Source organism: Metabacillus sp. cB07 (assembly GCF_016839225.1).
Taxonomy (GTDB): Bacteria; Bacillota; Bacilli; order Bacillales; family Bacillaceae; genus Bacillus_P; species Bacillus_P indicus.
The window spans coordinates 498,859-523,414 of sequence record NZ_CP069296.1; the positions used below are offsets into that span (position 1 = coordinate 498,859).

Sequence of the window (24,556 nt, forward strand, 5' to 3'; positions counted from 1 at the left end):
TCTAGCTTCAGCGGCCAACTCCTCCGCCAGAACAAAATCCCCCAAAAAGTCAAAAGCGGACTTTTCGTGTGATTTTTTATCTGGCTTCCGGAGCTAAACTGCCGTAATTACTAAGTGAAAGAAAATAGAATTCTGCACACTGTCCAGCTGCAGCGGCCAACTCCTCTGTCAGAACAAACTGCCCCAAAAAGTCAAAAGCGGACTTTTCGGTTCAGTTCTTATCTGACTCCCGGAGCTAAACGGCCGCTTCCGCTTTTCTAATAAGGAGGGTAAGCCCACATGCTCAAAAAAGCAAACGCCGATGTGATTACGTATATTCTTTTAATTGGGGTCGTTCTTTTAATGCTTGAAGTCTTTTTTGATCACGGTGGACTTATCTTTTTTCTGCTTCTGTCGTCTGTCTGTGTTTATTTCGGGAAGAAGCGGCTCAGCAAAAAGACGGGGAAGCTATTGTTTTGGTTTGGGTTGATCAGTTTAATCATCACCGTCATGAATTTGTGGGCAGTGAAGTTTCTGATTTGTGCTCTGGCTATTTATCTTCTTGTTCAATACAGGCAGTCGAAAAAAACACCTGCAGTTGTTGAGCCTCAAGTGAAGGAATCTCTATCTTTGAAAAAAGAAGATGTGCTCTATAAACGGCCGATTCTAGGTAACAATGTATTTGGGCAGCAGTCAACGCCTGAAGATATTTATGAGTGGAATGATATTAATATACAGAATGGCATCGGCGATACGATTGTTGATTTAAGCAATACGGTACTGCCGAAAGAGGAAAATATGATTGTGATCCGCAATTTTATAGGGAATGTAAAGATCCTTGTCCCTTATGAAGTGGATGTGTCTGTCCAGCATTCCTCATTTGCCGGAGCAGTCCGCGTCTTCGGCCATCAAGAGCCCAAATTGTTTAATCAGAGTATCTCCTATCAGACAGCAGGGTATGACGCTTCCGTTCAGAAGGTGAAAATTATTACATCTTCTATTGTCGGAGACTTAGAGGTGAAGCGGATATGAGCAGCATTCTAAGACAAATGGCTCTGGGTGCTGCGATTTCGGTTTCTGTCCTTGTTTTTCTTTCGGCAAGTTACTTTTTCATGTTTCCTCTGAACGACTGGAGCATTCTTTGGGAGAAAGAGATGCTTGATCTTCCGTTTATTTATTTTGTGCCGGCCGTCAGTGTGGCTATTGGGCTTGTGCTGGGGCTTTTTTCTGGCATTTTTCTGCGCAGTGATATTGGACAGCTTTCAGAGGAGATTTCCCAGCTTGCCCGGGGAAAGTATGCTGATGGTGATTTTCCGAAAAAATCAGGTGATTTTGAGAAGATGTGGCATTCCTTGCGCCAGCTGCAGAAGCATTTGACGGAGCAGACAAAGCTGTCGCAAAGACTCGCAAATGAAAAAGCAGAAGAACAGGAAAAACGCATTCAGAAAATCGTCTCCGAAGAACGCAACAGGCTTGCACGCGAACTTCACGATTCTGTCAGCCAGCAGCTGTTCGCAGCATCCATGATGATGTCTGCGATCAACGAATCAAGCGACAGCAGAACGGAGGCGGAAAACAGACAGCTGCAGATGGTTGAGCAGATGATTCATCAATCACAGCTTGAAATGAGAGCGCTCCTGCTGCATTTGCGTCCAGCCGCCCTGAAAGGAAAAACGCTTCAGGAAGGCATGAAAGATCTGCTTCAGGAACTTTCACAGAAGGTGCCGATGGAAGTCAGCTGGAAAATGGAAGATGTACAGCTTGATAAAGGAATAGAGGATCATTTATTCAGAATCCTGCAGGAATCCGTTTCAAATACCCTCAGGCATTCAAAAGCTGAAACGCTTGAAGTGCTGTTTATTGAACGGGATGATCTGGTGCTTCTCAGAGTGATTGATGACGGGATCGGATTTAAAGTAGATGCAGCCAAAACAGGAAGCTACGGTCTGCAGAACATGCACGAACGGGCCGCGCAGCTTGGCGGAACCCTTAAGATCGTGAGTTTTCCCGGAAAAGGTACAAAGCTTGAAGTCAAAATTCCGCTTGTAAGGGGGGAAAAGGATGATTAAGGTATTATTTGTAGATGATCATGAAATGGTGAGGATCGGTGTATCTTCATATCTTGCAGCCCAAAGCGACATTGAGGTTGTCGGTGAGGCGGACAATGGCTTTACAGCAATTGAACTGGCCCTCGAACTGCGGCCAGATATCATTTTGATGGACCTTGTCATGGACGGCATGGACGGGATTGAAGCAACCCGGCAGATTATTGAAAAGTGGCCGGAAGCGAAAATCATCATCGTCACAAGCTTTCTTGACGATGAAAAAGTGTACCCGGCGCTTGAAGCTGGTGCGACAAGCTATATGCTCAAAACATCCAAGGCAAGTGAAATTGCAGAGGCTGTAAGAAAGACATTCCATGGACACTCTGTTCTTGAACCTGAAGTGACAGGAAAAATGATGATGAAGATGAGGCAGAAGCCTGTTCATCATCCGCATGATGAACTGACTGCCCGCGAAATGGAGATCCTGCTGCTCGTGGCTGAAGGAAAAACAAATCAGGAAATAGCGGATGAACTGTTCATTGCGCTGAAAACAGTCAAAACACATGTAAGCAATATTCTCAGCAAGCTGGATGTGCAGGACAGAACACAGGCTGTTATCTACGCGTTCAAGCATTCGCTGGTCAACTAAAACACAGACTCGGGAGTTTGTGTTTTTTGTTTATTCACAAACAATCTTCACCCGGCACATTATATCTATTGACACCTCTAATCGTTTCACGTTTTCTGCCGATATAAGACATGAACTTTCTTGTCCAAGAAGGGAATCTTAAGGTAGAAGGTAAGGAGAACGAACATGCTGACACTTTTTTCAAAGAAACAGACAACGAATACGTTTCAACCTGTTATGGAATTTCCTGAAGACAGCGCAGTCATTGCCACTTCAGAGCTTGAAATAAATGCGAGACTGATTTATATGGGGTTTACGAAAGAACAGCTGGCTGTTTTAAAAGAGCTGAAGCCTGTCGTACTTCCTCTTCTGGATGAACTTCTTGAAAAAGTCCTCACACATCTCTATAAACAGCCGCTTCTCAGCAGAATTGCTTCAGATCATTCAAGCAGAGAGCGTTTAAAGGCTGTATTTGTGGACTATTTCCAAAGTCTATTAAGCGGAGAAATGGACGAACGATTTTTCCAAATGAGAAAACGGATCGGCGGCACACACAGCCAGACGCATCTGCCTGTAACATGGTTTCTTTCTACGTATTCAGCCATCAGCACACACCTGCTTCCAAAAGTTGTGGAGCTGCTGCATCAGGAGCCTCAAAAGCTTTCAACAGCACTGCTTGCGATTACACATGCGATTAATTTAGACTCCCAGCTTGTTGTTGATCAATATATGCAAAAACGAATGAACGAACTGAAAGAATTGAACGAGGAAAATATCAGTCTCCAAAAAGAACTGTCTTCAATAAGCCAGGAAATGGCGGCCTCTGTTCAGCTGACAGATTCCACAATGGATGATACAAGTGCAAAAGCAGAACAAATTCGCGAGGAAATCCAATCTACGAAGAAAACAAGCGAACATCTCCTGAAGCTGACGAATGAAAATGAAAAGCAGATGGATGAAATGGTTTCTGTTTTTGGGGAAGTCTTTTCAAAAGTGGAAAATTCCCTCGAAGGAATTGGAGACCTGAAAAAGATTTCCGACCAGATTACGAGAATGACAAAGGAGATTGAAGGAATTGCAGATCAGACAAATCTTCTTGCCTTAAATGCATCCATTGAGGCAGCAAGAGCAGGCGATCACGGCAAAGGCTTTGCAGTTGTTGCAAGCGAGGTCAGAAAGCTTGCAGAAGATTCAAAGCGGACCAGCAATGAAATAAATGCCCTTACATCAAACAGCAACAAACACATGGATACAATCGTCACCATTATGAGTTCCATGAACGAGTCCACTCAAACCTCCCAGTCCCAAATCCAGCAGGTGCGCAGCGGATTAGTTACAGTAAAAACGGAAATGGAAAACTACATGGAAATGTTTGAACGAAATAAAACAGACCTTGATGCAATCGTCGATTCCATTCAGGAGATTAATAAGACGACTGAGAGTCTGTCAGATTTGGCGAAAGTCCTTCTGGATAAAGCTGAAAGCAAGATGTGAGTCACTTTAAAGGGAGCTTAGTTGCTCTCTTTTTTATATAGTTGGCAATAAAGCAGGTTATTAGTAATGGTTGTCAGTAAATAGATAATTGCTGGCAGTAAACCTGCACTTGGTAGTAAAGGGGCAATAGTCGGTAGTAAATCATTTATTGTTGGCAGTAAATCAGCAATAGTTGGTAGTAAACAGATGATTGTTGGTAGTAAATCATTCGTAGTCGGCAGTAAACCAGCAATAGCTGGCAGCAAACCGGCGGATGTTCGAAATAAATTAGTAAACGGATGCAGATTGGCACGATATTCCGGTGAATTTGTCATGCTTGCGAAAAGAAAAAATCCCCCATAATCCGAAATCCGGACATTTTGGGGGATTTTTTATCAATTATTAGCAATCAAGCAGAAGGATCTGCAACCTTCACAAGCTGCTTGCCAAGGTTTGTGCCCTCGAACAAGCCAAGGAATGCCTGGGGAATGTTTTCAAAGCCTTCTACGATCGTCTCTTCATACTTCAGTCTTCCTTCTTTCAGCCAGCCGCCAAGCTCTCTTGCGCCTTCGCTGAAGCGGGAGGAAAAGTCGCCTACAACAAAGCCCTGCATCAGGACGCTTGATTTAATCAGCGTTGATTCGATGCGAGGACCGACGTCTTTGCCGTCTGAATTGTAGGTGGATATGGCTCCGCATACAGGAATGCGGGCAAATTTGTTCAGCAGTTTATGAACAGCTTCCGAAATTTCTCCGCCTACATTATCATAGTAGACATCTACTCCATTAGGACATGCCTCTTCAAGCGCTTTGCCGACGTTCTGTGTTTTATAGTTGATGGCAGCGTCAAATCCGAGTTCATCAATCAGATAGGAAATTTTTTCGTCCGAACCGGCAATTCCTATAACACGGGCGCCTTTAATTTTTGCGATCTGACCTACAATTGAACCAACCGCTCCTGCAGCACCTGATACGACCACTGTTTCGCCTTCTTTTGGTTTGCCGATTTCAAGCAGTCCAAAATAGGCGGTCAAGCCAGGCATGCCTAGGATGCCAAGGTAAGCCTGAATTGGCGCTAGGGAAGGGTCAATTTGACGCACTTCATTTTCGCCTGCGACTGAGTATTCCTGCCACGGGAGGTTTCCGATGACAAAGTCTCCCTTTTTCAGCCTGCTGCCGTTTGCTTCGACAATTTCGCCGACTACCCCGCCAGAGATTGGCTGGTTAAGCTCAAAAGGAGCAACGTAGGATTTCCCTTCATTCATCCGGCCGCGCATATAAGGATCAACTGACAGATAGAGAGTGCGGATCAGTACTTGTCCTGATTCGGGTGATGGAACAGGAGCTTCCGTATAGCGGAAGGTTTCAGCTGTCGGTTTTCCCGACGGGCGTTCTGCAAGCAGTATCTGTTTTTGGCTCATCTTCAAATTCCTCCTTGGGTTCTGTAAGCTTGCTCCGGTGTCTTTGGGCACTGGAACATTTGTTACTACCGTATCACCTTGTCCGTTACAAGGCAAAGAATAGCCTTCCGTGCGGAAAAAAATAATGCTGGAGGGAACACTATGATTGTCAGACGAATGAATAGACTCCAAAAAGAACAAATAACCCCTCTTTTAGAAGAAAGTAAAAGAGAGGGATTCCGCTTTGTTGAAAGGCTTGTTCATGATTTCCAGACCGGAAAAAACAAGTTCAGTCTGCCGGGAGAAGCGCTGTTTGGCGTGTTTTATAATGATAAATTAATTGCTGTCGGGGGACTGAACCGTGACCCGTACGATCAGGATCAACGAACGTGCAGGATCAGAAGATTTTATGTAGGAAAAGAGTACAGGAGAAAAGGAGCGGGAAGCCTGCTACTAGAAACGCTGTTACGCGAGGCGGTTCCGACCTTTTCAGCGGCTGTACTGCGCACAGACACAAAAGAAGCAGCCAGTTTTTATGAACGTGCAGGATTCAGTAAAATTCAGTCAGACCATGCAACACACCGGCTTACATTAGGAGGAGGAGAACTTCATGATCACAAAAGATGAAATTAGACAAAACAAGTGGCAACGGCTCGAGGATGAAAAGCTGGGAGGCTTTCCGTTTCCGCTGAAGAACCGGATTCCGAATTTCAAAGGGGCCGCCGCGGCAGCTGAACTTGTTTCACAGATGGACATTTACGAAAGGGCTGAGGTTGTGAAAATCAATCCGGACGCCGCGCAGCTTCCTTTAAGAGCCCGTGTGATCAAGGATGGGAAAACCCTTCTCGTTCCGACACCGAGGCTCAAAGCAGGGTTTATCATGCTGAAAAGAGAATGGGTTCCGCCAGGTGAAGAGAGGAAGGCTGTAAGCTTAAAGAATATCAGGCAGTATGGAAAGGAAATCACTCTATCCGAGCTGCCTAAGGTCGACTTGTTTGTCGCAGGATCTGTTGCTGTCCATAAGGACGGGAGAAGGATTGGAAAAGGAGAGGGCTACTCAGACCGCGAGTATGCCATTATGAGAGAGCTTGGCAACCCTGACATGCCTGTTATCTCCACCATTCACAGTATTCAGGTTACAGACGAAGACTTTAAGGTTGATACATATGATCTGCCGGTGGACTATATCGTAACCGAAGAGGGAATCATTGAAACAGATACTCCGTATAAAAAGCCTGACGGCATTCAATGGGACCTTGTAACGGAGGATGAAAAGAAAGAGATGCCGGTTTTAATGGAAGTGTGGAACCTTACGCACAAGGACTGAGACGGACACTGTTTTCATGTATCTGCTTTTTTGTTAAGATAACACGTGCAAGACAAAAGAGCATAGACCATATATGAGGAGAGACGAGCATGAGCAATAAACATAACCATTCGTCTGACCAAAAAGACGAGTTAGCCAGAGGGCTTAAATCAAGGCACGTCACCATGATTGCACTTGGCGGCGCCATTGGAGCAGGCATTTTTCAGGGAAGCAGTTCATCAATTGAGCTTGCAGGCCCCGGTGTTATTATTTCGTACTTGCTGGCAGGCATTATTCTTTATTTTGTGATGCAGGCGATGGCGGAAATGGCTGTGCAGCAGCCGAAAGCAAAAACACTCAGAGATTTAATCGAAAACATTCTTGGACCATTTGCCGGCTTCTTTGCCGGATGGATTTATTTTATCAGCTGGATGCTTGTTATGGCAGCTGAGATGGCTGCTGCGGCCGGTTTCCTGAAATACTGGTTTCCAGATGTGCCGATGTGGCTGCTGTCGCTTGGTGTTTCCATCCTGATTACGGTCATAAATTTGTTTGCAGTGGGTATTTTCGGTGAGACCGAATACTGGCTCGCAGCCCTGAAAATTACGGTTCTTACTCTGTTTATCATTCTCGGCGGTGTCCTGATCTTTACGGGGATCGGCGGGGGAAGTGCAGCCGGATTTTCAAATCTGACAGAGCACGGCGGCTTTTTGCCGTATGGCATATCAGGCATTGCAGCCTCCATGCTTGTTGTCATGTTTTCTTTTGGCGGAACAGAGATGATCGGCATGACGCTCGGTGAAACGGAAAATCCTGAAAAAGTGATACCGAGAGCAGCACGGAGTGTCATAGTAAGGATTCTTGTTTTTTATGTTCTTCCGATTCTGATTATTGTGAGCCTCATGCCGTGGAATATGGTAGGAGCGGAAAGCCCGTTTGTCTCGGTTTTTGACCGGATTGGCATTCCGTATGTTGGAGGCTTTATGAATTTTGTCCTCTTAACGGCTGTTATATCTGCTGCGAATACAGGCATGTATGCAGCCTCAAGACTGCTTTACACGCAGGCGCTGAGCGGGAATGCTCCGTCCTTCTTCTCAAAGCTGTCTGCTAAAAAGGTCCCAGTCAGAGCGCTGCTTGCGAGCACATCCTTTCTCTACATCGGTGTGATCATTGCCGTTTTTGCAGAGGAAAAGACATTTGGTTACCTGATGGTTGTACCGGGCTATGCGATTCTGTCCATTTGGATTCTGCTGACAGTCGCCCACTTGAAGAGCAGGAAGAAGGGGGAAGAGCTTCGGGGCTTTTACGTGAAAAGCTATCCTTACTCCTCCTGGTTCTCCCTGATTGCCCTGCTCGCAATCCTGGCAGGTATTCTAATTACTTCTCCTCCCGCAGGAACCATCATTGCATTTGGCGTTGCCGTGCTGCTGGTTATCCTGTATGCAGGCGGGGCAAAAAAATAATCCAGGGGATTTCCCCTGGATTTTTTACGTTTAATTTGTTTCCTGCTGCGCAGCTGGAGCGCACTGTTTTTTCTTGCTAACATAACGCCAAACAAAGAACAGTAAGATGGCTGCGCCGGCTGTTATCAGGACATACATCTGCATTTCTGACATAAAGGCAGTGACCGTTTTGAGGCTTCCCAGCTGTCCGAGCCAGAGCATTGCTATGTTTAAAGGCAATACTCCAAGAAATGTGAGAGCGGCAAACGGGACCCATTTCACTTTGGAAAGTCCTGAGACATAGGAAATGTAGTTCCCAATTCCGAAAGGACGGGCGAGAGCGATGCTCCAAAGTCCGCATTTCTTAAACCAGCGCTGCGTTTTTTCAAACGTCTTTTTCTTTTTAGTCAGTTTCTTTTTCATTTTGTGCTCTAATTTATAGCCAATCCAATAAGGGATAAAACTGAAAATCGTATAGACAGCACTTCCTAAAAGGGCTATCAGAATGATTTCAATAAATGAAAGCTTCAGCAGATAACCATAGGCAAGGGTGATAAGAGAGCCTGGAAATGGTAGGGAGGATGCTTCAATCGCAAGTCCTGCCATCAATCCCCATATTCCAAATTCCCTGAGTATATTGATCACAAAATCAAGCATACGGTCTCCTTTCACTTCATGAGTCTTCTCTAAGTGAAATACCCGCTTCCAAATTTATCAAACTGGTGTATTAAGGAAATATCAGTCCGGACAGAACTTATCCCTTCTCCTGCAGACGCGCATCGCATTCACTTCTCCACCAAGCAAAATGGAAAAGGCAGTAAAGTAAATCCAGATAAGCAAAATGATTATGCCCCCTAAACTTCCGTATGCAGCATTGAAAGCTTTAAAGTTCTCAACATAAAAAGAAAATCCGTAAGAGCTTAAACTCCAAAGAGATGTTGCCAAAAGTGATCCGAAGTAAATATCAAAAAACTTCAGCTTTTCATTCGGAGCAAAGTAATACAGCGCAAGCAGGACGAGATTAATCATGAAAAAGGAAATGACCCATCTCGCCTGATTTAAAAGCGGATTAACGGCTTCAAGAAACGGTGCATAGCGCGTTAATGTGCTGATGATCACTTTTCCGAATACAGGCAGGAGCAAAGCAATCGTAATCGTAATGATCAGTCCTGCAGCAAGCAGAAGTGCATCTATGCGCACCTTAATAAAGGGGCGCGTTTCTTTAATTTCAAGAGCCCGGTTGAATGCTCTGATTAGAATGTGTGTGGCATTGCTTGCAGACCATAAGGCAGCCAATAAGCCAAATGCAAGGATGTAACTGTTGGTTTCTCCGAACAGGCTTCGGATCTGCTCCGTTAAAAGCTCAGCTGTCTCTGAAGGCACATAATGATTAATCCATGTCAAAAGCGGCGTGACATCAAGCGAAAAATAAGGAAACAGCGCAATTAAGAAAATAAGCAGCGGAAACAGGGATAAAAGTAAATAGTATGCGATAACTGCAGACAGGTCGTTTAATTCGTGCTGGTGAATTCTTCTGAATAAATCTTTCATACATCTGCCTCCCTATAACCTTTATACTTTCCCGGGGGAACGATAGGATAAACGCAAAGAGGAGAAAAAAAGATCACTGTAACATAAAAAAGCTGCCTCTTTTTAAAGAAGCAGCCTTGGTCTTACATGCTGATTTCAGTTTCAACACCGTAATGATCAGAAACAACCGGTCTATTGTCATCATTGAAAATAACCTTTGAAGAATGAACTTTGACTTCCTTATTTACAAGGATCAGGTCAATTCTCAAATCTTTCTTGTTTTCATCCCATCCGGCAATTTTTCCTTTTACCGTGATGCCTGAGTCTTTGTCTTCTGCAAGTTCGTACGTGTCATACAAATCATGTGACAGAAGATAATCATACCCTTCATCTCTAATTTCAGCACTGTTGTTGAAGTCTCCCATTAAGAAGGAAGGCTTATCAAGGTCAACCTTTTGAAGAAGAGAGTCGAGCTGGTATTTGCATGGTTCTTCTTCATCGTGCCACCAGCCGAGGTGACAGGAGTAAAAAGAAATTTCCTGTCCGTTATAGTCGATATCCGCACGGACGATGGAACGCGTTTTCCAGTAGTCAGTGTTTTTGCCTTTTGTGACGGAGAACACTTCTGAGTCAACGACCGGATGCTTTGTCAGAATGGCCAAGCCTTCTTCAAAGCCCGGATAGCCGATATGGGCAAATCCCCATACCAGCTCATATCCGGCAACACCAAGTTTTTTCAGTTCATCAAGCAGCACTAACGCATAATTGTTTTGTTTGACTCCGTCATACAGGACGGGCTCTTCCACCCGCTGGCTTACCTCCTGAAGGGCAATCACATCATAAGATTGTTCTTTGATGGCAAGCGCGAGTGTCCTGATTTTTTCCATCTGATTTTCTTCTTGCCAGGAATGACAATTAAGCGTTAATAATTTCATCGTTTAAGCTCCTAACGTATCTTGAATGTCAGATTTTAAAACATCTGCTTTCGGTCCGTAGATGGCTTGAACGCCTTTGTCTTTAATAATTAAACCAAGCGCGCCGTTTTCTTTCCATTGCGCTTCATTTGCAACAACTGAAGGGTCTTTAACTGTTACACGAAGACGTGTCATACAAGCATCTACATCTTCAATATTACCAGAACCTCCAAGCAAAGTAATAATTGCAGAAGCCTGTGAGTCTTTGTTTACTTCACCTGTTGTTGTTTTTGCAGCAGGCTCTTCAGAATCGATGTAGTTTCCGTTGCGTCCCGGAGTCGGGAAGTTGAAACGTTTGATCAGGAAGTTCGCAATTCCAAAGTTCAGTCCGAAGAACACGGCACATGCAAGGAAGAAGTTGACAAGGTCAAGCCATAATCCTGCTTTAATGATCATCGGTGTACGTGTCAGAAGCTCAATAAATCCAAATGAGTGAACGCGGATGTCGATAATATCGACGATTGCGAATGCAAGACCAGTTGTGATCGCGTATACAACATATAGAAGTGGTGCAGCGAACATGAACATGAATTCGATTGGCTCAGTTACACCTGTTAAGAAAACGGCAAGACCTGCAGAAAGGAACATTGATTTGTATTTTGAACGTTTTTCTTTATCAACATTGCGGTACATCGCAAAAGCGATACCGATAAGAGAAGCAGTTGAAAGGATCATTTGTCCAACTTTGAAACGGGCTGGAGTTACTTCTTCAAGCAGCTTGTTGTAGCTTGCAGTATCACCTGCAGCAAGGAAGTTGTTCAAGTCAGCAATCCAGGCAAGCCAAAGCGGATCCTGTCCTGCAACTGTTGAACCGGCGCTTCCGCCAGTAAGGATTTGATAAGTTCCGCCTAGAGACGTATAGTTCATCGGTACAGTCAGCATATGGTGAAGACCGAAAGGAAGAAGCAGACGCTCAAGGGCACCGAAGATAAATGGTGCAACAACTGGAGCCGTGTTGCGTGATGTTGCAATCCATTGTCCAAAGTCGTTAAGCAAACCTTGGATAAACGGCCATACTAGTGAAAGAACGATAGCAGTTACAACTGAACCTCCGATTACTGCGAAAGGAACGAAGCGTTTACCGTTAAAGAATGAAAGTGATTCAGGAAGCTTGCTGTAGTTGTAATATTTATTGAACAGGTTTGCACCAAGGAAACCTGCGATGATTCCGACGAACACGCCCATGTTCAGTGCAGGAGCGCCAAGTACAGAAGTAAAGTAATCTTTAACAATCAGTTCTTGTCCGAAAAGAGAGTTTACTGTTGCTTCAGGATCTGCAAGCATTGCAGCGTTAACTCCGAAGATAGCACCAGTGATGCGGTTAATCAGTACGAATGCGATGAGAGCTGCGAACGCTCCGCCTGCACGTTCTTTAGCCCAGGATCCCCCGATGGCTACGGCGAACAGAATGTGAAGATTCGTGATGATTCCCCACCCGATATCTTCCATAACACGTGCAATCGTTTGCACGAGCGTGATGTCTCCGCCTGTCATTGCAATAAGCTTGCCTAGTGAAATCATGATACCGGCTGCAGGCATTACGGCTACTACGACCATTAAGGCTTTACCGAATTTTTGCCAAAAGTCGAATGATAATAAGTTCTTCATCTTTTTGCCCTTCTTTCTCCTGTAAGTATAATAGGTGTAAACGAATTCATTAAAAGGCAAAATCGCTTACATTATTTTTTAAAGTGTGGTGTGCAACTATGAGTGCAATATGTGCAATCGCTTGCATAAACCTATTTTAATTAAAGGGCTTTCACATTGCAACAAAAAAATATTACTTTTTTCATATTTTTATAGAATACTTTTTCCAGTAGGGCTCAACCCCTTGATGTACATGGTTTTGATGGAAGGCGTCTATAAAATGTTTTTTCTGAATAGAAAAGTTCATGAAAATGTTCGTTGTAGTAAAAGTGTGTGCGGAGTGAGATGCTATACTTTAATAGGAAAAACTGATCTTTTTTCACAAAAATACCGTAAGTCTTTACATAGAAGTCCGGCAATTTAGGAGGCTCTTATGAATACCCAGCTTGATTACATGTCAGAAGCAGAACCATTTATCAGGCAATGCTACCTTGAACTTGAGAAATCAGAAGAAGAAACAACCGCACGCCTGCTGCAAATTAAGTCATTGCATGACCGAAGCAATTTCTATGAACTCACAGCAGAAGAACTTGAGCACGGCGCGAAAATGGCCTGGCGGAACAGCAACAAATGCATCGGCCGCTTGTTTTGGAATACACTCCGCGTTGCAGATGCAAGACATCTTGAAACACCTGAAGAAATAAGGGACGCTCTGTTCTCGCATATAGAATTTGCAACAAACGGCGGCAGAATTCGCCCGCTTATCACCATTTTTAAACCGGAACAAAATGGACAGGCACCGGTTAGAATCTGGAATCATCAGCTGCTGAGATACGCAGGGTATGTGACAGATTCCGGCGTTGTCGGCGATCCCGGCTCAGTCGCGTTCACAAAAGAATGTCTCGCGCTTGGATGGAAAGGAAAGGGGACAGCCTACGATCTTCTTCCGCTTGTTATCCAGGTGGCAGGGGAAATGCCTGTGTGGTACGAAATCCCGGATGAAATCGTCATGCAGATCCCGATTACACATCCTGACTATCCAGAGCTAGAAGAACTCGATGCCAGGTGGTACGCCGTTCCGATCATTTCCGACATGAAGCTTGAAATCGGAGGCATCACATTCCCGGCTGCTCCTTTTAACGGATGGTATATGGGAACGGAAATCGGCGCCAGAAACCTTGCCGATGAAAACCGGTATAACATGCTGCCGAAAGTAGCTGAGCTCCTGGGGCTTGATACGTCTTCACAAGCAACATTGTGGAAGGACCGCGCCCTGGTTGAACTCAACAGAGCCGTGCTGCACTCCTTCAAGGCGGCAGGCGCGAGCATCGTGGACCACCATACCGCAGCCCAGCAATTTAAACGCTTCGAACAGAACGAATCAACAGCAGGAAGAGATGTAACAGGCGACTGGACTTGGCTCATCCCGCCAATGTCTCCTGCCGCAACCCATATCTTCCATAAACAGTACGAGAACAAAATCGTGAAGCCAAATTACTTTTATCAGGAAAAAGCATATTAACCGATCAGCGCATCCGTCATTTTAAAAGACGGGTGTTTTATTGTATTGCGGTGATTTTGATTGTGATAAAATGGAAAATGAAGGTATTTTGGTTAGGGGCACTTAGTGTGAGTCTGAAGTGGGGATAAGTGCTGTAAAGGCAGGATAAGAACATTTTGAGTGACTCTGGAGCGAAGGTAAGTGTTGTAAAAGCGGGATAAGAACACTTAGTGTGTGTCCGGAGCGGTGATAAGTGCTGTAAAAACAGGATAAGTACACTTATGGTGACTTCGGAGCGAATATAAGTGCTGTAAAAGCAGGATAAGGACACTTAGAGTCGGTCCGGTGCGGAGATAAGTGCAGTAAAAAAATCGTGAACTAAGCAATAAGGAAGTGCCAAAGGCTTTCTAGTCTTAAAGAGGTGAACCAAATGAGTCTGCTCCTTTTTATTAGCTTTCACATATTGGCCGGGATTGGCTTTATTTTCTTCAGAGGAAAATTGCCGGAAAAGGCAAAAGTGTTTGCGTTTGTTTTTCTAGCAATGAGTTTTTTGTACTGGGGAAATGTGATTTTACATATATAATGATGGTCGGTTAATACGGTCATGCACAGGGGGAAGCATGGATGATTTTGCATACATATGTATCAGGAGAAGGAGAGCCTCTCGTCCTTATTCATTCTGGGGGAATGACAGGTGATACGGAATACAACGAGCAGAGCGAGTTTTTTTCAGCGGAAAACTTCAAAGTGATCAGACCTGATTTGCGGGGGCATGGTAAGTCGTTTGGAAAGATTGATCACTATTTTGTACAATGCGTGCAGGATTTGAAAGAAACGATTGACCATCTCGGGATTGAGCGGTGTCACATTGCCGGAGTTTCAATCGGAGGGATTGCCGCATTGCTTTTTGCAAAAGAGTACCCTGAAAAAGTAAAATCGCTGAGTTTTTCCGGAGTTCTGCCGAAAGAGCCTGATAACTGGGCTGAATTAATAAAAGAAGAAGAAGAGCATTATGAGCACTTGTTTGCGAATGAAGAAGCCGTTGCGTTCTTGAATGAAATCCACGGGGAGAATGACTGGAAATCCCTGCTGCAATCTTTTAATGAAGCAGACTTTTATCCTTTTCACGCGACAGGTGATGTTTCCGGCATAGAGATTCCGGTTTTATGTATCGTCGGTGAAAATCAGGAGCTGGAAGTCGAGGCTGCTGTTGCGTATAAGCAGCTGCACTCAGCAATCAATATCGCTGTCATTCCATTTGCCGGACATCTTGTACACAGGGAGCAGCCTGACCTCTACTCCCAGACTTTGTATACGTTCCTGAAAAACTCTTAAGATGAAGAGGGAGATTATGAGAAAAAGATTGAAAGTCATTACAACTATTTTTCTGGTGGCTTTATCAGCAGGATGTATTGCCGAAGACTATGATTTCACCCCGCCTTCCGTAACATTATCCAGTTCGGACAGTTCTAAGTCTGAAAAGCTAACGGAAGCAAACATCAAGTGGACGGGTGAAAACAGCAAGCTTGAGGAAAAACGAATTGACGACGTTCTGTCGTATGCAAATGAGCAAGAGAAGCTGACGTTCCAGCCGGGACAGAAAATAGATTTGCTGTTTGACAGTGAGGATTTCACGGTGGAGGATCTTGAAGCTGCACTCTGGAAAAACGGCGTCGAACAGGAATTACCCTTAGATAAACAGCGGTCCTTTACTTTTCCGGAAGAAAAGGGGACGTACATCCTTGTAGTGGAGCTTGATGCTGACAGCGGTTTGGCGCAGTATGTTGGAAATATTGAAATCAAATAATGCATGTGAGAGCTCCGGTTATCAAAAGAGGGCTCTTTTTTTAGCAAGAAAAATCAAAAAAAGGAGAAGTTTTCCTGATAAACTTTCAGTAAGAGGTGAGGAAATGGATTCAGCCCTTCAAAAAACAATTGCTTACATCGAACATCATCTTCAGAAAGAGCTGCCGCTTGAGATTATTGCCCGTGAAGCCGGGTACTCCAAATTCCACTTTCACAGGCTGTTCCAGAGGGAGTTTGGCATGTCAGCGTCTGAATATGTGAGAACGAGGCGGATAGCGGATGCAGCGAAAATGCTGCTTTATACAGATGAAAAAATACTCGACATCGCTCTATCCTATCAATTTGACAGCCAGGAATCATTCACAAGGGCATTTAAAAAGATATACAAGCTGCCGCCGGGTACCTACCGGAAGATCATGGTCAGCCTGACGAAGCAGAAGGAGGAAATTTCAATGGAAAATCAAAGTGTAAAAGGGTGGGTCCTTAGCGGCAGTCATCCCTTTAATTACGAAATGGGACTGGATCGGAAAGTCTATCACTCAGGGAAAAGCTCAGGGTATTTAGCTGCCAAAAGTGTGCAGCATCCAGGTGAATTTGCAACAATGATGCAGGAAATAAAAGCGGATAAGTATAAGGGCAAACGCTATAAGTTCTCTGGGTTTATTCGTGCTGAAAATCTGGACGGCTTTTGCGGACTGTGGATGAGAGTGGACAATGCCCTTCAGGATGTTCTGCGCTTTGACAATATGGGAGACAGACCGATTACGAAGGATACAGAATGGCACTATTGCTCCATCGTCCTTGATATACCGGAAGAAGGTGCGGTCATTTCTATTGGAGCGCTGCTATCAGGAGCGGGAAGAATGTGGGTGGACGAGCTGAAATTTGAAGAAGTCGACGAAACGGTTCCTACTACAAACATCGAATTTACCTCTCACCTTCATGATGAGCCGGCAAATCTTTCTTTTGAGGAGGAATTGGAATGAGCGGATTAGCAGCACTGGGTAAAAGCCTTCTGCACCTTGGGAGCATCTGGATCGGAGGCGGGCTCCTGCTGACAGCGGTTGTCATAGGAGCCGTCTTAAAGAAAGCGAAGCTGAAAAAAAACATCTAGCGGATGATTTTGAAATCAGCGTATGCCTGGTTTTGATCTGCTTCGCGTACTTTTATTTCCTCCACCCGTGCATAGCGGTTTCCCGAACGCAGGGTATGGACGAAGGACTCCAGCTGGTTCTCTGTCCCCTGTGCTACAGCTTCGACTGTACCGTCTTCTTTATTTTTCACCCAGCCGGTTACTTTCTCTGATAGGGCTGAGGTCTGAGCGAAATAACGGAATCCGACACCCTGGACATGGCCGTAAACAATTAGATGAATGGTTTTCATATCAAAAATCGCCTCCATTACAATCACAATACCCATGAGACATCCGTTATAATCTAGTCAGATAATCGTTTAAGGAGATGGTAAAAGTGAATTGGGAAAAAGATGGATTTTTCGTATCAGACGAACAGAATCTGCTGCAAATAGACAAGATTGCCGGATGGATCGGCAGCCAGTACTGGGCAAAAGGCAGGCCCGTGCACGTGATTGAAGAAAGCGTGCGGAATTCACTAAGTTTCGGACTCTATGACAGCAGCGGAACTCAGCTTGGGTTTGCAAGAGTCATAACAGACCGCGCCGTCTTCTCCTGGCTGATGGATGTAGTCATTGACGACAACGCCAGAGGAGAAGGGCTCGGAAAATGGCTCGTACAATGCGTCCTTGATCATCCGGATTTGATCAACACAAAGTTCGGGCTTGCCACAAAGGATGCGCACGGGCTTTACAGACAGTTCGGGTTTGAGACCGATGAGTGCATGAGGCGTCCGGTGATGGGGAGCCCGCTTGGGTAGAGTTTTGGAGAAGAATTCATATGCATCTTTTTCGATTAAAGCTTTTAGAATTTTGCCCGTATTTAAGGAGCACTTCGAAGAAATTCATCTGTAAACTCTGCTATTAGAGCAAATACCATAATACTTAGAGGCAGTAAATTTACAAGCAATGCAAAAATTCTCTTAATTGCGCTCTCTTTGCTGAACATTGAAAGAATACTTAATGGAATTCCAATAAAGGTAGCAAAAAATGCAAGAAGTCCAAATACACTCAGTCCAGAGATAAAAACAGAACACGGAATAAAGATTAATGCGAAAAGAGCAATATAGAACGAAATGTCAGTGAATATTTTTAGTTTTTCTCTTTCCATCTGTATATCGCTTCTTTCACTTTAAGGTTAAAGCAAACCCTGCACAAAGTCAGATTCAGACTCTTGTGCAGGGTTTTTATTTTTCTGCCTGTTCAGGCCAAGCCGCATAGGCATTTCTGCAGTGCTCAGTTCGAGTTTCCAGTACTTTCGACAGAAGCCTCTGTCTTCATACTATGATCCCCCTTCTCAACCCCTCCGCCACAGCTTCTGCTCTGTGCCTGACGCCGAGTTTCCGGATGACGGCGCCCAGGTAGTCTCGGACGGTGTATTCGCTTATGTTCATGGAGTGCGCCATTTCTTTCATGCAAAGGCCGTTTGCGAGGTGCTGCAGGACTTCGGTTTCCCGCCTGCTGAGCCTGTGCGCAGGGCGGTGTGTGAAAAATTCCTGAAAGTAGCTGGAAAGCTGCTCGAGCTGGGTGTGAATGGACTGGCTGCAGCCCGTGTACTGATCGGCCAGAACACAGCCGATGACATGGTTGGACTGGCTGATCGGGATGACGGCGATGGTTGAGAGGTCAAATTGCTGAATATATTTTTCGGGAAAAGGGACGTTGCTTTGTGTGAGGTCAAGGAGCCGGAGCTTGTTGTTTTTGAGAGCGTGATAGACTGGCGGGATGGTTCGGACATCTTCTTTGATCCATTTGACGGAGGTGATTTTTCCTTCTTCTGCCTGGATCAGGCCTTCACCGATATTACTGAAGGCGGAGTATGTAAAGAGAGTTGCCCGCTTGAATGGGAAGAAGCGGATGCACCCGAGGACCATCCGTTCGCATTTTTTGGAAAAGTCATGGATCTTGTGCGTTTCACGTACATAATCTCTCACTTTGGAATCTATCATTCGACAATTTCCTCCCCTACTTTTTCAGGAATATGAGGGTTCCACTTCCCATTGTAAAATAGTTATGTAAGCACTTACAAACGTGAAGCCGTGTTTTTGAAAAAAAGTTTTCAGGAGGTAGCGATGAATAAGCGTGAAATCATTACCACGAGTGCGCGGGGCATTCAGGAGGACTCTCTCCCGTTCAGACTTTATCAAAAAGCGAAGCGTTTTGGGATTTGGAACCCGTCTGACATTGATTTTTCACAGGATCAGCGAGACTGGCAGGGCATGAATCAGGATCAAAGGACAGAAGTCTTGAGGCTGATTTCGCAGTTTCAGGCGGGAGAAGAGGCGGTCACACTTGATTTGCTGCCGCTGATGATGGCGATTGCCAAGGAAGGCCGTCTGGAAGAGGAGATGTATTTAACAACGTTTTTATTTGAGGAAGCAAAGCATACCGAATTTTTCAGGCTTGCTTTAAATGCTCTCGGAGAAACGGGAGATCTGTCCGTCTATCATACAGAGACATATAAAGAGATTTTTTACGAGCTTCTGCCCCGGACAATGGACAGGCTGCTCCATGATCAGTCGCAGGAAGCCATTGCTGAAGCGTCGACTGTCTACAACATGTTCGTTGAGGGAGTACTTGCTGAAACGGGCTATTTTTCATTCTACCGGTCGCTTGAGGAAGCGAATATCATGCCTGGACTATTAAAAGGTGTTGGTCTGCTGAAAAAGGATGAATCACGGCACATAGGCTACGGGACGTTTCTGCTTCAGAGGCTTATATGCGAGAATGATTCTATTTTTGATTTGGTAGCTCAAAAAATGGACGAGCTGACTCCGTATGCGATTAAGCTGAACCAGGAAGGCATAGCCGGTGAGCAGACGGCGTTCGGTCACACGATTGAAGATACCATGCACTTTACGATGAAGCAGCTGTCTGTCCGCATGGATATTTTGGCAAGGGCGCGCGGAAAAAGAATCGAAGAGATTTACAGAATGACAGAAAAAGAGGTTGGCGTACTTTAAAAAAGAGGAGGCTGAAACGAATGAGTGTGAAAGTCGATGTACTGACAATGCCGCTTTTCATTAATGGAAAGTGGGAGAGTGCTGCTTCAGGGGAGTGGTTTGATGTAAACAATCCTGCAACAGGCGAGGTAATAGCAAAAGCTGCAAAAGGAACGGCGGAGGATGTTGACCGTGCTGTGATGGCGGCAAGAGCTGCCTTTGATCAAGCGGAGTGGAGAGAGATGAATCCAAAGGACCGCTCCAAGGTAATGTATGCGATAGCCCATCAGATTATAGAGCATGCAGAAGAACTTGCTTATCTCGAATGCGTCAGCTCAGGCGGAACAATCAGGCGCATCAGCTCCAATGACATTCTGCAGATGGCCGACTTGTTCCAGACGTTTGGCAAATTCGTGCTCGAGTATCCATTCTCTGAAACACTGCCGGTCCCGCCGTTTCCGGGTCCTGCCCATAATTTCATCTGGAGAGAGCCGGTTGGAGTATGTGCAGCCATCACTCCATGGAATATGCCGATGCTGATTGCCTCGTGGAAAATAGCGCCTGCTCTTGCGATGGGAAATACGATTGTCATTAAGCCGGCGAGCTATACGCCGCTGTCGACTTTAAAATTGGCTGAAATCATCTCGAAGGTTGTCCCGCCTGGTGTCATCAATGTTGTCACAGGTCCCGGTGCTGAAACAGGTGAAGCGCTGGTGCGCCACCCCATCGTGGATAAAGTGGCTTTTACAGGATCGACAGAAGTAGGCAGAAACATCATGAAGCTTGCAGCTGATACGGTGAAAAATACGACTCTTGAGCTTGGAGGAAAGTCTCCGAACATTCTTCTTGAAGATGCGGATCTATCCCTTGCATTGCCTGGAAGTCTATTCGGCGTATTTCTCCATTCAGGACAGCTTTGTGAATCAGGAACACGTTTGTTCGTCCATGAAAGCATGCATGATGAAGTAGTGGAAGGGCTTGTGCAGCTGGCGAAAAACATAAAGCCCGGAAATCCGCTCGATCCCGCATCTGATATGGGGCCGCTTATTTCTAAACAGCAGAAAGATACCGTTCTGTCCTATATCCGGTCGGGGCTTGAAGAAGGAGCGGAGCTTGTATGCGGCGGCAAAGAAATGTCGGTGCCCGGCTGTGAAGGAGGATCCTTTATTGAACCGACGATTTTCACAAACGTGACAAACGACATGAAAATTGCCAGAGAAGAGATATTCGGTCCTGTCCTTTGCGTCATCAAATACACCAGTATGGATGAAGTCATTGCAATGGCGAACGATACCATTTACGGTCTTGCTGCAGGTGTATGGACAAGAGATGTGAATAAAGCCTATGAAGCTGCCAGAAAGCTGCAGGCAGGAGTTGTCTGGATCAACGACTGGCACATGCTGCGGAATGATGCACCGTTCGGCGGGTACAAGCAGAGCGGCATTGGCAGGGAGATGGGGAAGCATTCTCTTGATGCCTACACACAAGTAAAACATGTGCATACGTCAATGGTGACAGATCTTCATAAACGCAATTGGTACGGCATTTTGTTTTCTGAAAAAGCTGAAACGAGAGGTGAGAAGTGATGCTGACGACAACTTTTTCACAATTTATGCTGCGTTCGGGTATCTACAGCGGATCGAATACACGGGCGATGGTCCCGGATCTATTCAGGGGACTTGGCGCAAAGCGGGTCGTGCTGTTCAGTGATAAAGGCCTTGAAAAAGCGGGGGTAGTGGATAAAGTGGCGTCCATTTTCACGTTGGCAGGTCACGGAAACGGCCCTGTTCTTGCAGGTGTGTACACGGATATCAGGCAGGATGCAGAGAGCAGCTGTGTGGACCAGGCCCTGCGCTTCGCAAGGGAAACTGGTGCAGACGCACTCCTCGCGGTTGGAGGAGGCAGTGTGCTTGATACGGTTAAAGGGGTGAAATACTGTCTGCACAAAGGGTTAGCAACCATTAAGGACGCCATTCCCGGAGGATTTGTCATGGAGTCGTTTCCGGAAGCTACGCACATGCCAATCCCGCATATTGCCATTCCGACAACAGCTGGAACCGGATCGGAAGTTTCGCCGATTGCCGTTATCTACAACGAAGATCTGAAGCTGAAAACAAATATGATTAATCCGTTTATTAGTGCCGATATTGCGGTCCTGGATCCGGATCTGACGACGGGGCTGCCGCCGTTCATTACAGCATTCACAGGCTTTGATGCTCTGACCCATGCGATTGAAGCCTATGCCTCGCCTAATGCAACTGCGCTTACGGATGCATACGCCCTGCACGCCGTCCGCCTGATTGAGCAGAATCTCGTGAAAGCCGTGGAGGACGGGGAGAACCTGAAAGCAAGAATGGACATGCTCCATGCAAGCCTTATGGGAATCACAGCCTTCAGCTTTGCACTGAATGCCATTCCGGTGCACAATTTTGCCCATGCATACGGCGCCATGTACCGGATTCCGCACGGTCTTGCAAATGCTGTCTTCCTGCCTGCCGTTATGGAGACTATACCTGCTCTCTACCTGCCGAAAATCCATCAGCTTGCAGAGGCACTGAATGTGGAGAGCCGGGACAAGGACCCGGAGGCGGTGTTAGAGCGAGTTGTTGAAAAAATCAGGCTGATGCAGAAGAAAACAGGATTGCCGTCTGATTTTGGAGACTACAGTGTTTCGCCTCAAGATACAGAGAATATCGTGAAGGCTGTTGCGATGGACCCTGCTGCCGTCTCTTTCCCAATGCCGCCGGAGCTGATACAGGCGATCAGCCAGAAAGTGCTTCCTACAGGTGCGGGGGTTACGGGTTGAGGGAATGAGCAGAGAGCGCGATAAAGTTTGAGACCATCAAGCGTGTGAGAAAGAAGTTTGGTGGCACTAGAAACAGTTATAAGGGCCATCAAGCGCGTGAAAAAGAAGTTTGGTGGCACTGAATACGGTTATAAGAACCATCAAGCGCGTGAGGAAGAAGTTTGGTGGTACTAAAAACGGTTATAAGAACCATCAAGCGCGTGAGGAAGAAGTTTGGTGGTACTGGGAACGGTTATAAGAACCATCAAGCGCGTGAGGAAGAAGTTTGGTGGTACTAAAAACGGTTATAAGAACCATCAAGCGCGTGAGAAAGAAGTTTGGTGGCACTGAAAATGGTTATAGGGACCATCAAGCGTGTGAGAAAGAAGTTTGGTGGCACTAAAAACGGTTATAAGGACCATCAAGTGCGTGAGAAGAAAAGCTTGATGGCACAAAAAACGATTATAAGTACCATCAGCCGGGAAAAAAGCAAGCTTGATAGCACAAAAAAAACGAGGCGCAAAACTCCAGCGCCTCGTTTTTTTTTCATATATTCATGTCAGCTGAAAAACGGATAGCTACGATCTTTTTCCTGAACACCGATCCATTTGACGGTTGTGAATTTATCAAGCGCCCACTCGCCGCCGAAGCGGCCAAGGCCTGAATCTTTTTCCCCTCCGAAGGCTACATGTGCTTCATCGTTTACGGACTGGTCGTTTACGTGAATCATGCCGGTTTCGATTTGTTTGGCAACGGTGACGCCTCTGTGAAGGTCCTTTGTAAAGACGGATCCGCTCAAGCCGTACGGGGAACCGTTGGCAAGTTCAATGGCGTGTGCCTCGTCTTTTGCTTTTAGGATTGGGGCAACAGGTCCAAAGATTTCATTTTTGGCAATCGGCATGTCATTTGTTACGTGCGTGAGAACGACCGGCTCCATGACGTTTCCGTTCACAGCTCCGCCGGCAATCTTTTCAGCTCCTGCTTTCAGACTGTCTTCCAGGTCTGACTGAATCCGTTCAATCTGATCGCTGTTGATCAGCGGGCCGACAGCTGTTTTAGGGTCAGATGGATCACCAGCTTGAAGCTGACCGACTTTTTGTTTGAAAAGTTCAACGAAGTCATCGTGAATACTTTCTTCTACAATGATGCGGTTCAGCGCCATGCAAATCTGGCCCTGGTGAAGGAATTTCCCGAAGGCGGCGGATTCAGCAGCTTTTTCAAGATCTGCGTCTGCCAGCACGAGCATGACATTGTTGCCGCCAAGTTCAAGCGCTGTATCCTTAAGGTGCTTGCCTGCAAGCTCTCCGATGTGACGGCCGACCTCCGTTGAACCTGTAAAGGAAATCAGCTTTGGAACGCGGTGTTCAATAAAAGCATCACCAATCTCTGAGCCCCGTCCTGCGACTACGTTTACTGTGCCCTTGGGAGCTCCTGCGTTTTCAAAAAGCTCTCCAATTAAAAAACCGGACGTAATCGGCGCTTCTGATGCTGGCTTAATGACAACTGTATTGCCTGTGGCAAGTGCCGGTGCGACGGAACGCATGGCAAGATGCAGCGGGAAATTCCACGGGCCGATGACGCCGATTACCCCTTTTGCCGTCCGGTACACCCTGTTTTCTTTTCCGGGAATGTTGGAAGGGAGAATTTTGCCTTCCATCCGGTACGGGAATGTACTTGCTTCTTTGACAATCCGAAGTGTTGCCGCCCATTCCACTTCTGCTTTTACTTTTGTGCTTCCTGATTCATTTACGAGAAGATCTATGATTTCGTCTTTTCGCTCAAGAAGCGCCTTTGCCACATTGTCCATGACTTCCTGTTTCTTTTGAGGAAGAGTTTCTGCCCATTCTTTCTGTGCTTTTTCGGCAGCCAGATAGGCTCTGTCCAAATCACCTTCATCTGCAGAGCGGAATTCGTTTATCGTTTCACCGCTGAACGGATTGATGTTCTTAATTGTCTTTTCGCTCGATCCTTCAGTCCATTCACCATTGATAAATTGTTTTGTATAGTTGTTCATTTTGCATTCCTCCT

General features: G+C 45.7%; 25 protein-coding genes. 16 read left to right on the top strand and 9 right to left on the bottom strand.

The genetic code is table 11. The features are described from left to right. Window positions 1-279 precede the first annotated feature (279 nt). The 4 genes from liaF to JOJ89_RS02660 all read left to right on the top strand — a co-directional run bounded on the left by liaF (window position 280) and on the right by JOJ89_RS02660 (window position 4,146). Window positions 280-1,011, top strand: a complete 732-nt coding sequence (gene liaF / locus JOJ89_RS02645; protein WP_203289499.1) for a cell wall-active antibiotics response protein LiaF — start codon at window positions 280-282, stop codon at window positions 1,009-1,011. Then, window positions 1,008-2,048, top strand: coding sequence for a sensor histidine kinase (locus tag JOJ89_RS02650; protein WP_029285798.1), 1,041 nt, complete (start codon window positions 1,008-1,010; stop codon window positions 2,046-2,048). Before liaF ends, JOJ89_RS02650 begins: the two co-directional genes overlap by 4 nt. Further along, window positions 2,041-2,673, top strand: a complete 633-nt coding sequence (locus JOJ89_RS02655) for a response regulator transcription factor (RefSeq protein ID WP_029285799.1) — start codon at window positions 2,041-2,043, stop codon at window positions 2,671-2,673. Before JOJ89_RS02650 ends, JOJ89_RS02655 begins: the two co-directional genes overlap by 8 nt. A 165-nt stretch (window positions 2,674-2,838) precedes the next feature. Then, complete coding sequence (locus tag JOJ89_RS02660) at window positions 2,839-4,146, top strand: globin-coupled sensor protein (RefSeq protein WP_203289500.1); 1,308 nt, start codon at window positions 2,839-2,841, stop codon at window positions 4,144-4,146. 388 nt (window positions 4,147-4,534) lie between these two features. On the opposite strand, the gene JOJ89_RS02665 is transcribed toward JOJ89_RS02660, so the two are convergent. After that, on the bottom strand, window positions 4,535-5,551 hold the full coding sequence (locus JOJ89_RS02665) for an NADP-dependent oxidoreductase (RefSeq protein ID WP_203289501.1): 1,017 nt from the start codon (window positions 5,549-5,551) through the stop codon (window positions 4,535-4,537). A gap of 135 nt (window positions 5,552-5,686) precedes the next feature. Here JOJ89_RS02665 and JOJ89_RS02670 point away from each other — a divergent pair, with 135 nt between their 5' ends. From JOJ89_RS02670 to JOJ89_RS02680, 3 genes are all read left to right on the top strand, one after another. After that, window positions 5,687-6,151 (top strand): GNAT family N-acetyltransferase, encoded by a 465-nt coding sequence (locus JOJ89_RS02670; RefSeq protein WP_203289502.1) that lies wholly within the window; start codon window positions 5,687-5,689, stop codon window positions 6,149-6,151. Then, complete coding sequence (locus JOJ89_RS02675; protein WP_203289503.1) at window positions 6,135-6,851, top strand: 5-formyltetrahydrofolate cyclo-ligase; 717 nt, start codon at window positions 6,135-6,137, stop codon at window positions 6,849-6,851. The genes JOJ89_RS02670 and JOJ89_RS02675 overlap by 17 nt, the downstream gene beginning before the upstream one ends. A gap of 89 nt (window positions 6,852-6,940) precedes the next feature. Then, a complete protein-coding gene (locus JOJ89_RS02680) occupies window positions 6,941-8,293 on the top strand; it encodes an amino acid permease (RefSeq protein ID WP_203289504.1) in 1,353 nt (450 codons plus the stop codon). Between the two features lie 30 nt (window positions 8,294-8,323). Here the strand turns inward: JOJ89_RS02680 and JOJ89_RS02685 are convergent, their stop codons facing one another. The 4 genes from JOJ89_RS02685 to JOJ89_RS02700 form a co-directional block, all read right to left on the bottom strand. Next, window positions 8,324-8,929, bottom strand: a complete 606-nt coding sequence (locus JOJ89_RS02685; protein ID WP_203289505.1) for a DedA family protein — start codon at window positions 8,927-8,929, stop codon at window positions 8,324-8,326. A gap of 81 nt (window positions 8,930-9,010) precedes the next feature. Next, window positions 9,011-9,823: a YihY/virulence factor BrkB family protein gene (locus JOJ89_RS02690; protein ID WP_203289506.1), complete on the bottom strand. Its 813-nt coding sequence runs from the start codon at window positions 9,821-9,823 to the stop codon at window positions 9,011-9,013. A gap of 122 nt (window positions 9,824-9,945) precedes the next feature. Beyond that, complete coding sequence (locus JOJ89_RS02695; protein ID WP_203289507.1) at window positions 9,946-10,737, bottom strand: endonuclease/exonuclease/phosphatase family protein; 792 nt, start codon at window positions 10,735-10,737, stop codon at window positions 9,946-9,948. Between the two features lie 3 nt (window positions 10,738-10,740). Then, window positions 10,741-12,384: a PTS transporter subunit IIBC gene (locus JOJ89_RS02700; protein WP_203289508.1), complete on the bottom strand. Its 1,644-nt coding sequence runs from the start codon at window positions 12,382-12,384 to the stop codon at window positions 10,741-10,743. 412 nt (window positions 12,385-12,796) lie between these two features. On the opposite strand from JOJ89_RS02700, the gene JOJ89_RS02705 reads away from it, so the two are divergent. The 5 genes from JOJ89_RS02705 (at window position 12,797) to JOJ89_RS21225 (ending at window position 16,784) form a co-directional block, all read left to right on the top strand. Then, complete coding sequence (locus JOJ89_RS02705) at window positions 12,797-13,885, top strand: nitric oxide synthase oxygenase (RefSeq protein ID WP_029567136.1); 1,089 nt, start codon at window positions 12,797-12,799, stop codon at window positions 13,883-13,885. Window positions 13,886-14,488: 603 nt separating this feature from the next. Next, entirely contained in the window at window positions 14,489-15,199 is a 711-nt protein-coding gene (locus JOJ89_RS02710) for an alpha/beta fold hydrolase (protein ID WP_203289509.1), read from the top strand. A gap of 16 nt (window positions 15,200-15,215) precedes the next feature. Further along, a complete protein-coding gene (locus JOJ89_RS02715; RefSeq protein ID WP_203289510.1) occupies window positions 15,216-15,671 on the top strand; it encodes a hypothetical protein in 456 nt (151 codons plus the stop codon). Window positions 15,672-15,774: 103 nt separating this feature from the next. Beyond that, window positions 15,775-16,656, top strand: a complete 882-nt coding sequence (locus JOJ89_RS02720) for a helix-turn-helix transcriptional regulator (RefSeq protein ID WP_203289511.1) — start codon at window positions 15,775-15,777, stop codon at window positions 16,654-16,656. Then, a complete protein-coding gene (locus JOJ89_RS21225) occupies window positions 16,653-16,784 on the top strand; it encodes a hypothetical protein (protein WP_277987848.1) in 132 nt (43 codons plus the stop codon). The genes JOJ89_RS02720 and JOJ89_RS21225 overlap by 4 nt, the downstream gene beginning before the upstream one ends. Here the strand turns inward: JOJ89_RS21225 and JOJ89_RS02725 are convergent. Continuing rightward, window positions 16,781-17,053, bottom strand: coding sequence for an acylphosphatase (locus tag JOJ89_RS02725; protein WP_203290237.1), 273 nt, complete (start codon window positions 17,051-17,053; stop codon window positions 16,781-16,783). The two genes, JOJ89_RS21225 and JOJ89_RS02725, sit on opposite strands and share 4 nt — an antisense overlap. An 86-nt stretch (window positions 17,054-17,139) precedes the next feature. Between JOJ89_RS02725 and JOJ89_RS02730 the strand changes: the two genes are divergently transcribed. Further along, window positions 17,140-17,562 (top strand): GNAT family N-acetyltransferase, encoded by a 423-nt coding sequence (locus tag JOJ89_RS02730; protein ID WP_203289512.1) that lies wholly within the window; start codon window positions 17,140-17,142, stop codon window positions 17,560-17,562. A 62-nt stretch (window positions 17,563-17,624) separates the two neighbouring features. On the opposite strand, the gene JOJ89_RS02735 is transcribed toward JOJ89_RS02730, so the two are convergent. Both JOJ89_RS02735 and JOJ89_RS02740 read right to left on the bottom strand, forming a co-directional pair. Beyond that, entirely contained in the window at window positions 17,625-17,912 is a 288-nt protein-coding gene (locus JOJ89_RS02735; protein WP_203289513.1) for a 2-acyl-glycerophospho-ethanolamine acyltransferase, read from the bottom strand. 166 nt (window positions 17,913-18,078) lie between these two features. Then, a complete protein-coding gene (locus tag JOJ89_RS02740; protein WP_203289514.1) occupies window positions 18,079-18,750 on the bottom strand; it encodes a response regulator transcription factor in 672 nt (223 codons plus the stop codon). 123 nt (window positions 18,751-18,873) lie between these two features. Here JOJ89_RS02740 and JOJ89_RS02745 point away from each other — a divergent pair, with 123 nt between their 5' ends. The 3 genes from JOJ89_RS02745 to JOJ89_RS02755 are packed head-to-tail and all read left to right on the top strand — an operon-like array spanning window position 18,874 to window position 22,549. Beyond that, on the top strand, window positions 18,874-19,764 hold the full coding sequence (locus JOJ89_RS02745) for a R2-like ligand-binding oxidase (protein ID WP_029285830.1): 891 nt from the start codon (window positions 18,874-18,876) through the stop codon (window positions 19,762-19,764). A gap of 20 nt (window positions 19,765-19,784) precedes the next feature. Then, complete coding sequence (locus JOJ89_RS02750; protein WP_029567129.1) at window positions 19,785-21,329, top strand: aldehyde dehydrogenase family protein; 1,545 nt, start codon at window positions 19,785-19,787, stop codon at window positions 21,327-21,329. Next, window positions 21,329-22,549 (top strand): iron-containing alcohol dehydrogenase, encoded by a 1,221-nt coding sequence (locus JOJ89_RS02755; RefSeq protein WP_203289515.1) that lies wholly within the window; start codon window positions 21,329-21,331, stop codon window positions 22,547-22,549. Before JOJ89_RS02750 ends, JOJ89_RS02755 begins: the two co-directional genes overlap by 1 nt. A 538-nt stretch (window positions 22,550-23,087) precedes the next feature. On the opposite strand, the gene JOJ89_RS02760 is transcribed toward JOJ89_RS02755, so the two are convergent. After that, the gene (locus tag JOJ89_RS02760) at window positions 23,088-24,542 is read right to left on the bottom strand and encodes an aldehyde dehydrogenase family protein (protein WP_203289516.1); all 1,455 of its coding nucleotides are present in this window, start codon (window positions 24,540-24,542) and stop codon (window positions 23,088-23,090) included. Between the last annotated feature and the right edge of the window lie 14 nt (window positions 24,543-24,556).

Excerpts from the sequence above, each read along its gene's own strand:
- liaF (WP_203289499.1), top strand. The coding sequence starts at position 280 with ATGCTCAAAAAAGCAAACGCCGATGTGATTACGTATATTCTTTTAATT.
- JOJ89_RS02650 (WP_029285798.1), top strand. The coding sequence starts at position 1,008 with ATGAGCAGCATTCTAAGACAAATGGCTCTGGGTGCTGCGATTTCGGTT.
- JOJ89_RS02655 (WP_029285799.1), top strand. The coding sequence starts at position 2,041 with ATGATTAAGGTATTATTTGTAGATGATCATGAAATGGTGAGGATCGGT.
- JOJ89_RS02660 (WP_203289500.1), top strand. The coding sequence starts at position 2,839 with ATGCTGACACTTTTTTCAAAGAAACAGACAACGAATACGTTTCAACCT.
- JOJ89_RS02670 (WP_203289502.1), top strand. The coding sequence starts at position 5,687 with ATGATTGTCAGACGAATGAATAGACTCCAAAAAGAACAAATAACCCCT.
- JOJ89_RS02675 (WP_203289503.1), top strand. The coding sequence starts at position 6,135 with ATGATCACAAAAGATGAAATTAGACAAAACAAGTGGCAACGGCTCGAG.
- JOJ89_RS02680 (WP_203289504.1), top strand. The coding sequence starts at position 6,941 with ATGAGCAATAAACATAACCATTCGTCTGACCAAAAAGACGAGTTAGCC.
- JOJ89_RS02685 (WP_203289505.1), bottom strand. The coding sequence starts at position 8,929 with ATGCTTGATTTTGTGATCAATATACTCAGGGAATTTGGAATATGGGGA.
- JOJ89_RS02690 (WP_203289506.1), bottom strand. The coding sequence starts at position 9,823 with ATGAAAGATTTATTCAGAAGAATTCACCAGCACGAATTAAACGACCTG.
- JOJ89_RS02695 (WP_203289507.1), bottom strand. The coding sequence starts at position 10,737 with ATGAAATTATTAACGCTTAATTGTCATTCCTGGCAAGAAGAAAATCAG.
- JOJ89_RS02700 (WP_203289508.1), bottom strand. The coding sequence starts at position 12,384 with ATGAAGAACTTATTATCATTCGACTTTTGGCAAAAATTCGGTAAAGCC.
- JOJ89_RS02705 (WP_029567136.1), top strand. The coding sequence starts at position 12,797 with ATGAATACCCAGCTTGATTACATGTCAGAAGCAGAACCATTTATCAGG.
- JOJ89_RS02710 (WP_203289509.1), top strand. The coding sequence starts at position 14,489 with ATGATTTTGCATACATATGTATCAGGAGAAGGAGAGCCTCTCGTCCTT.
- JOJ89_RS02715 (WP_203289510.1), top strand. The coding sequence starts at position 15,216 with ATGAGAAAAAGATTGAAAGTCATTACAACTATTTTTCTGGTGGCTTTA.
- JOJ89_RS02720 (WP_203289511.1), top strand. The coding sequence starts at position 15,775 with ATGGATTCAGCCCTTCAAAAAACAATTGCTTACATCGAACATCATCTT.
- JOJ89_RS21225 (WP_277987848.1), top strand. The coding sequence starts at position 16,653 with ATGAGCGGATTAGCAGCACTGGGTAAAAGCCTTCTGCACCTTGGGAGC.
- JOJ89_RS02725 (WP_203290237.1), bottom strand. The coding sequence starts at position 17,053 with ATGAAAACCATTCATCTAATTGTTTACGGCCATGTCCAGGGTGTCGGA.
- JOJ89_RS02735 (WP_203289513.1), bottom strand. The coding sequence starts at position 17,912 with ATGGAAAGAGAAAAACTAAAAATATTCACTGACATTTCGTTCTATATT.
- JOJ89_RS02740 (WP_203289514.1), bottom strand. The coding sequence starts at position 18,750 with ATGATAGATTCCAAAGTGAGAGATTATGTACGTGAAACGCACAAGATC.
- JOJ89_RS02745 (WP_029285830.1), top strand. The coding sequence starts at position 18,874 with ATGAATAAGCGTGAAATCATTACCACGAGTGCGCGGGGCATTCAGGAG.
- JOJ89_RS02750 (WP_029567129.1), top strand. The coding sequence starts at position 19,785 with ATGAGTGTGAAAGTCGATGTACTGACAATGCCGCTTTTCATTAATGGA.
- JOJ89_RS02755 (WP_203289515.1), top strand. The coding sequence starts at position 21,329 with ATGCTGACGACAACTTTTTCACAATTTATGCTGCGTTCGGGTATCTAC.
- JOJ89_RS02760 (WP_203289516.1), bottom strand. The coding sequence starts at position 24,542 with ATGAACAACTATACAAAACAATTTATCAATGGTGAATGGACTGAAGGA.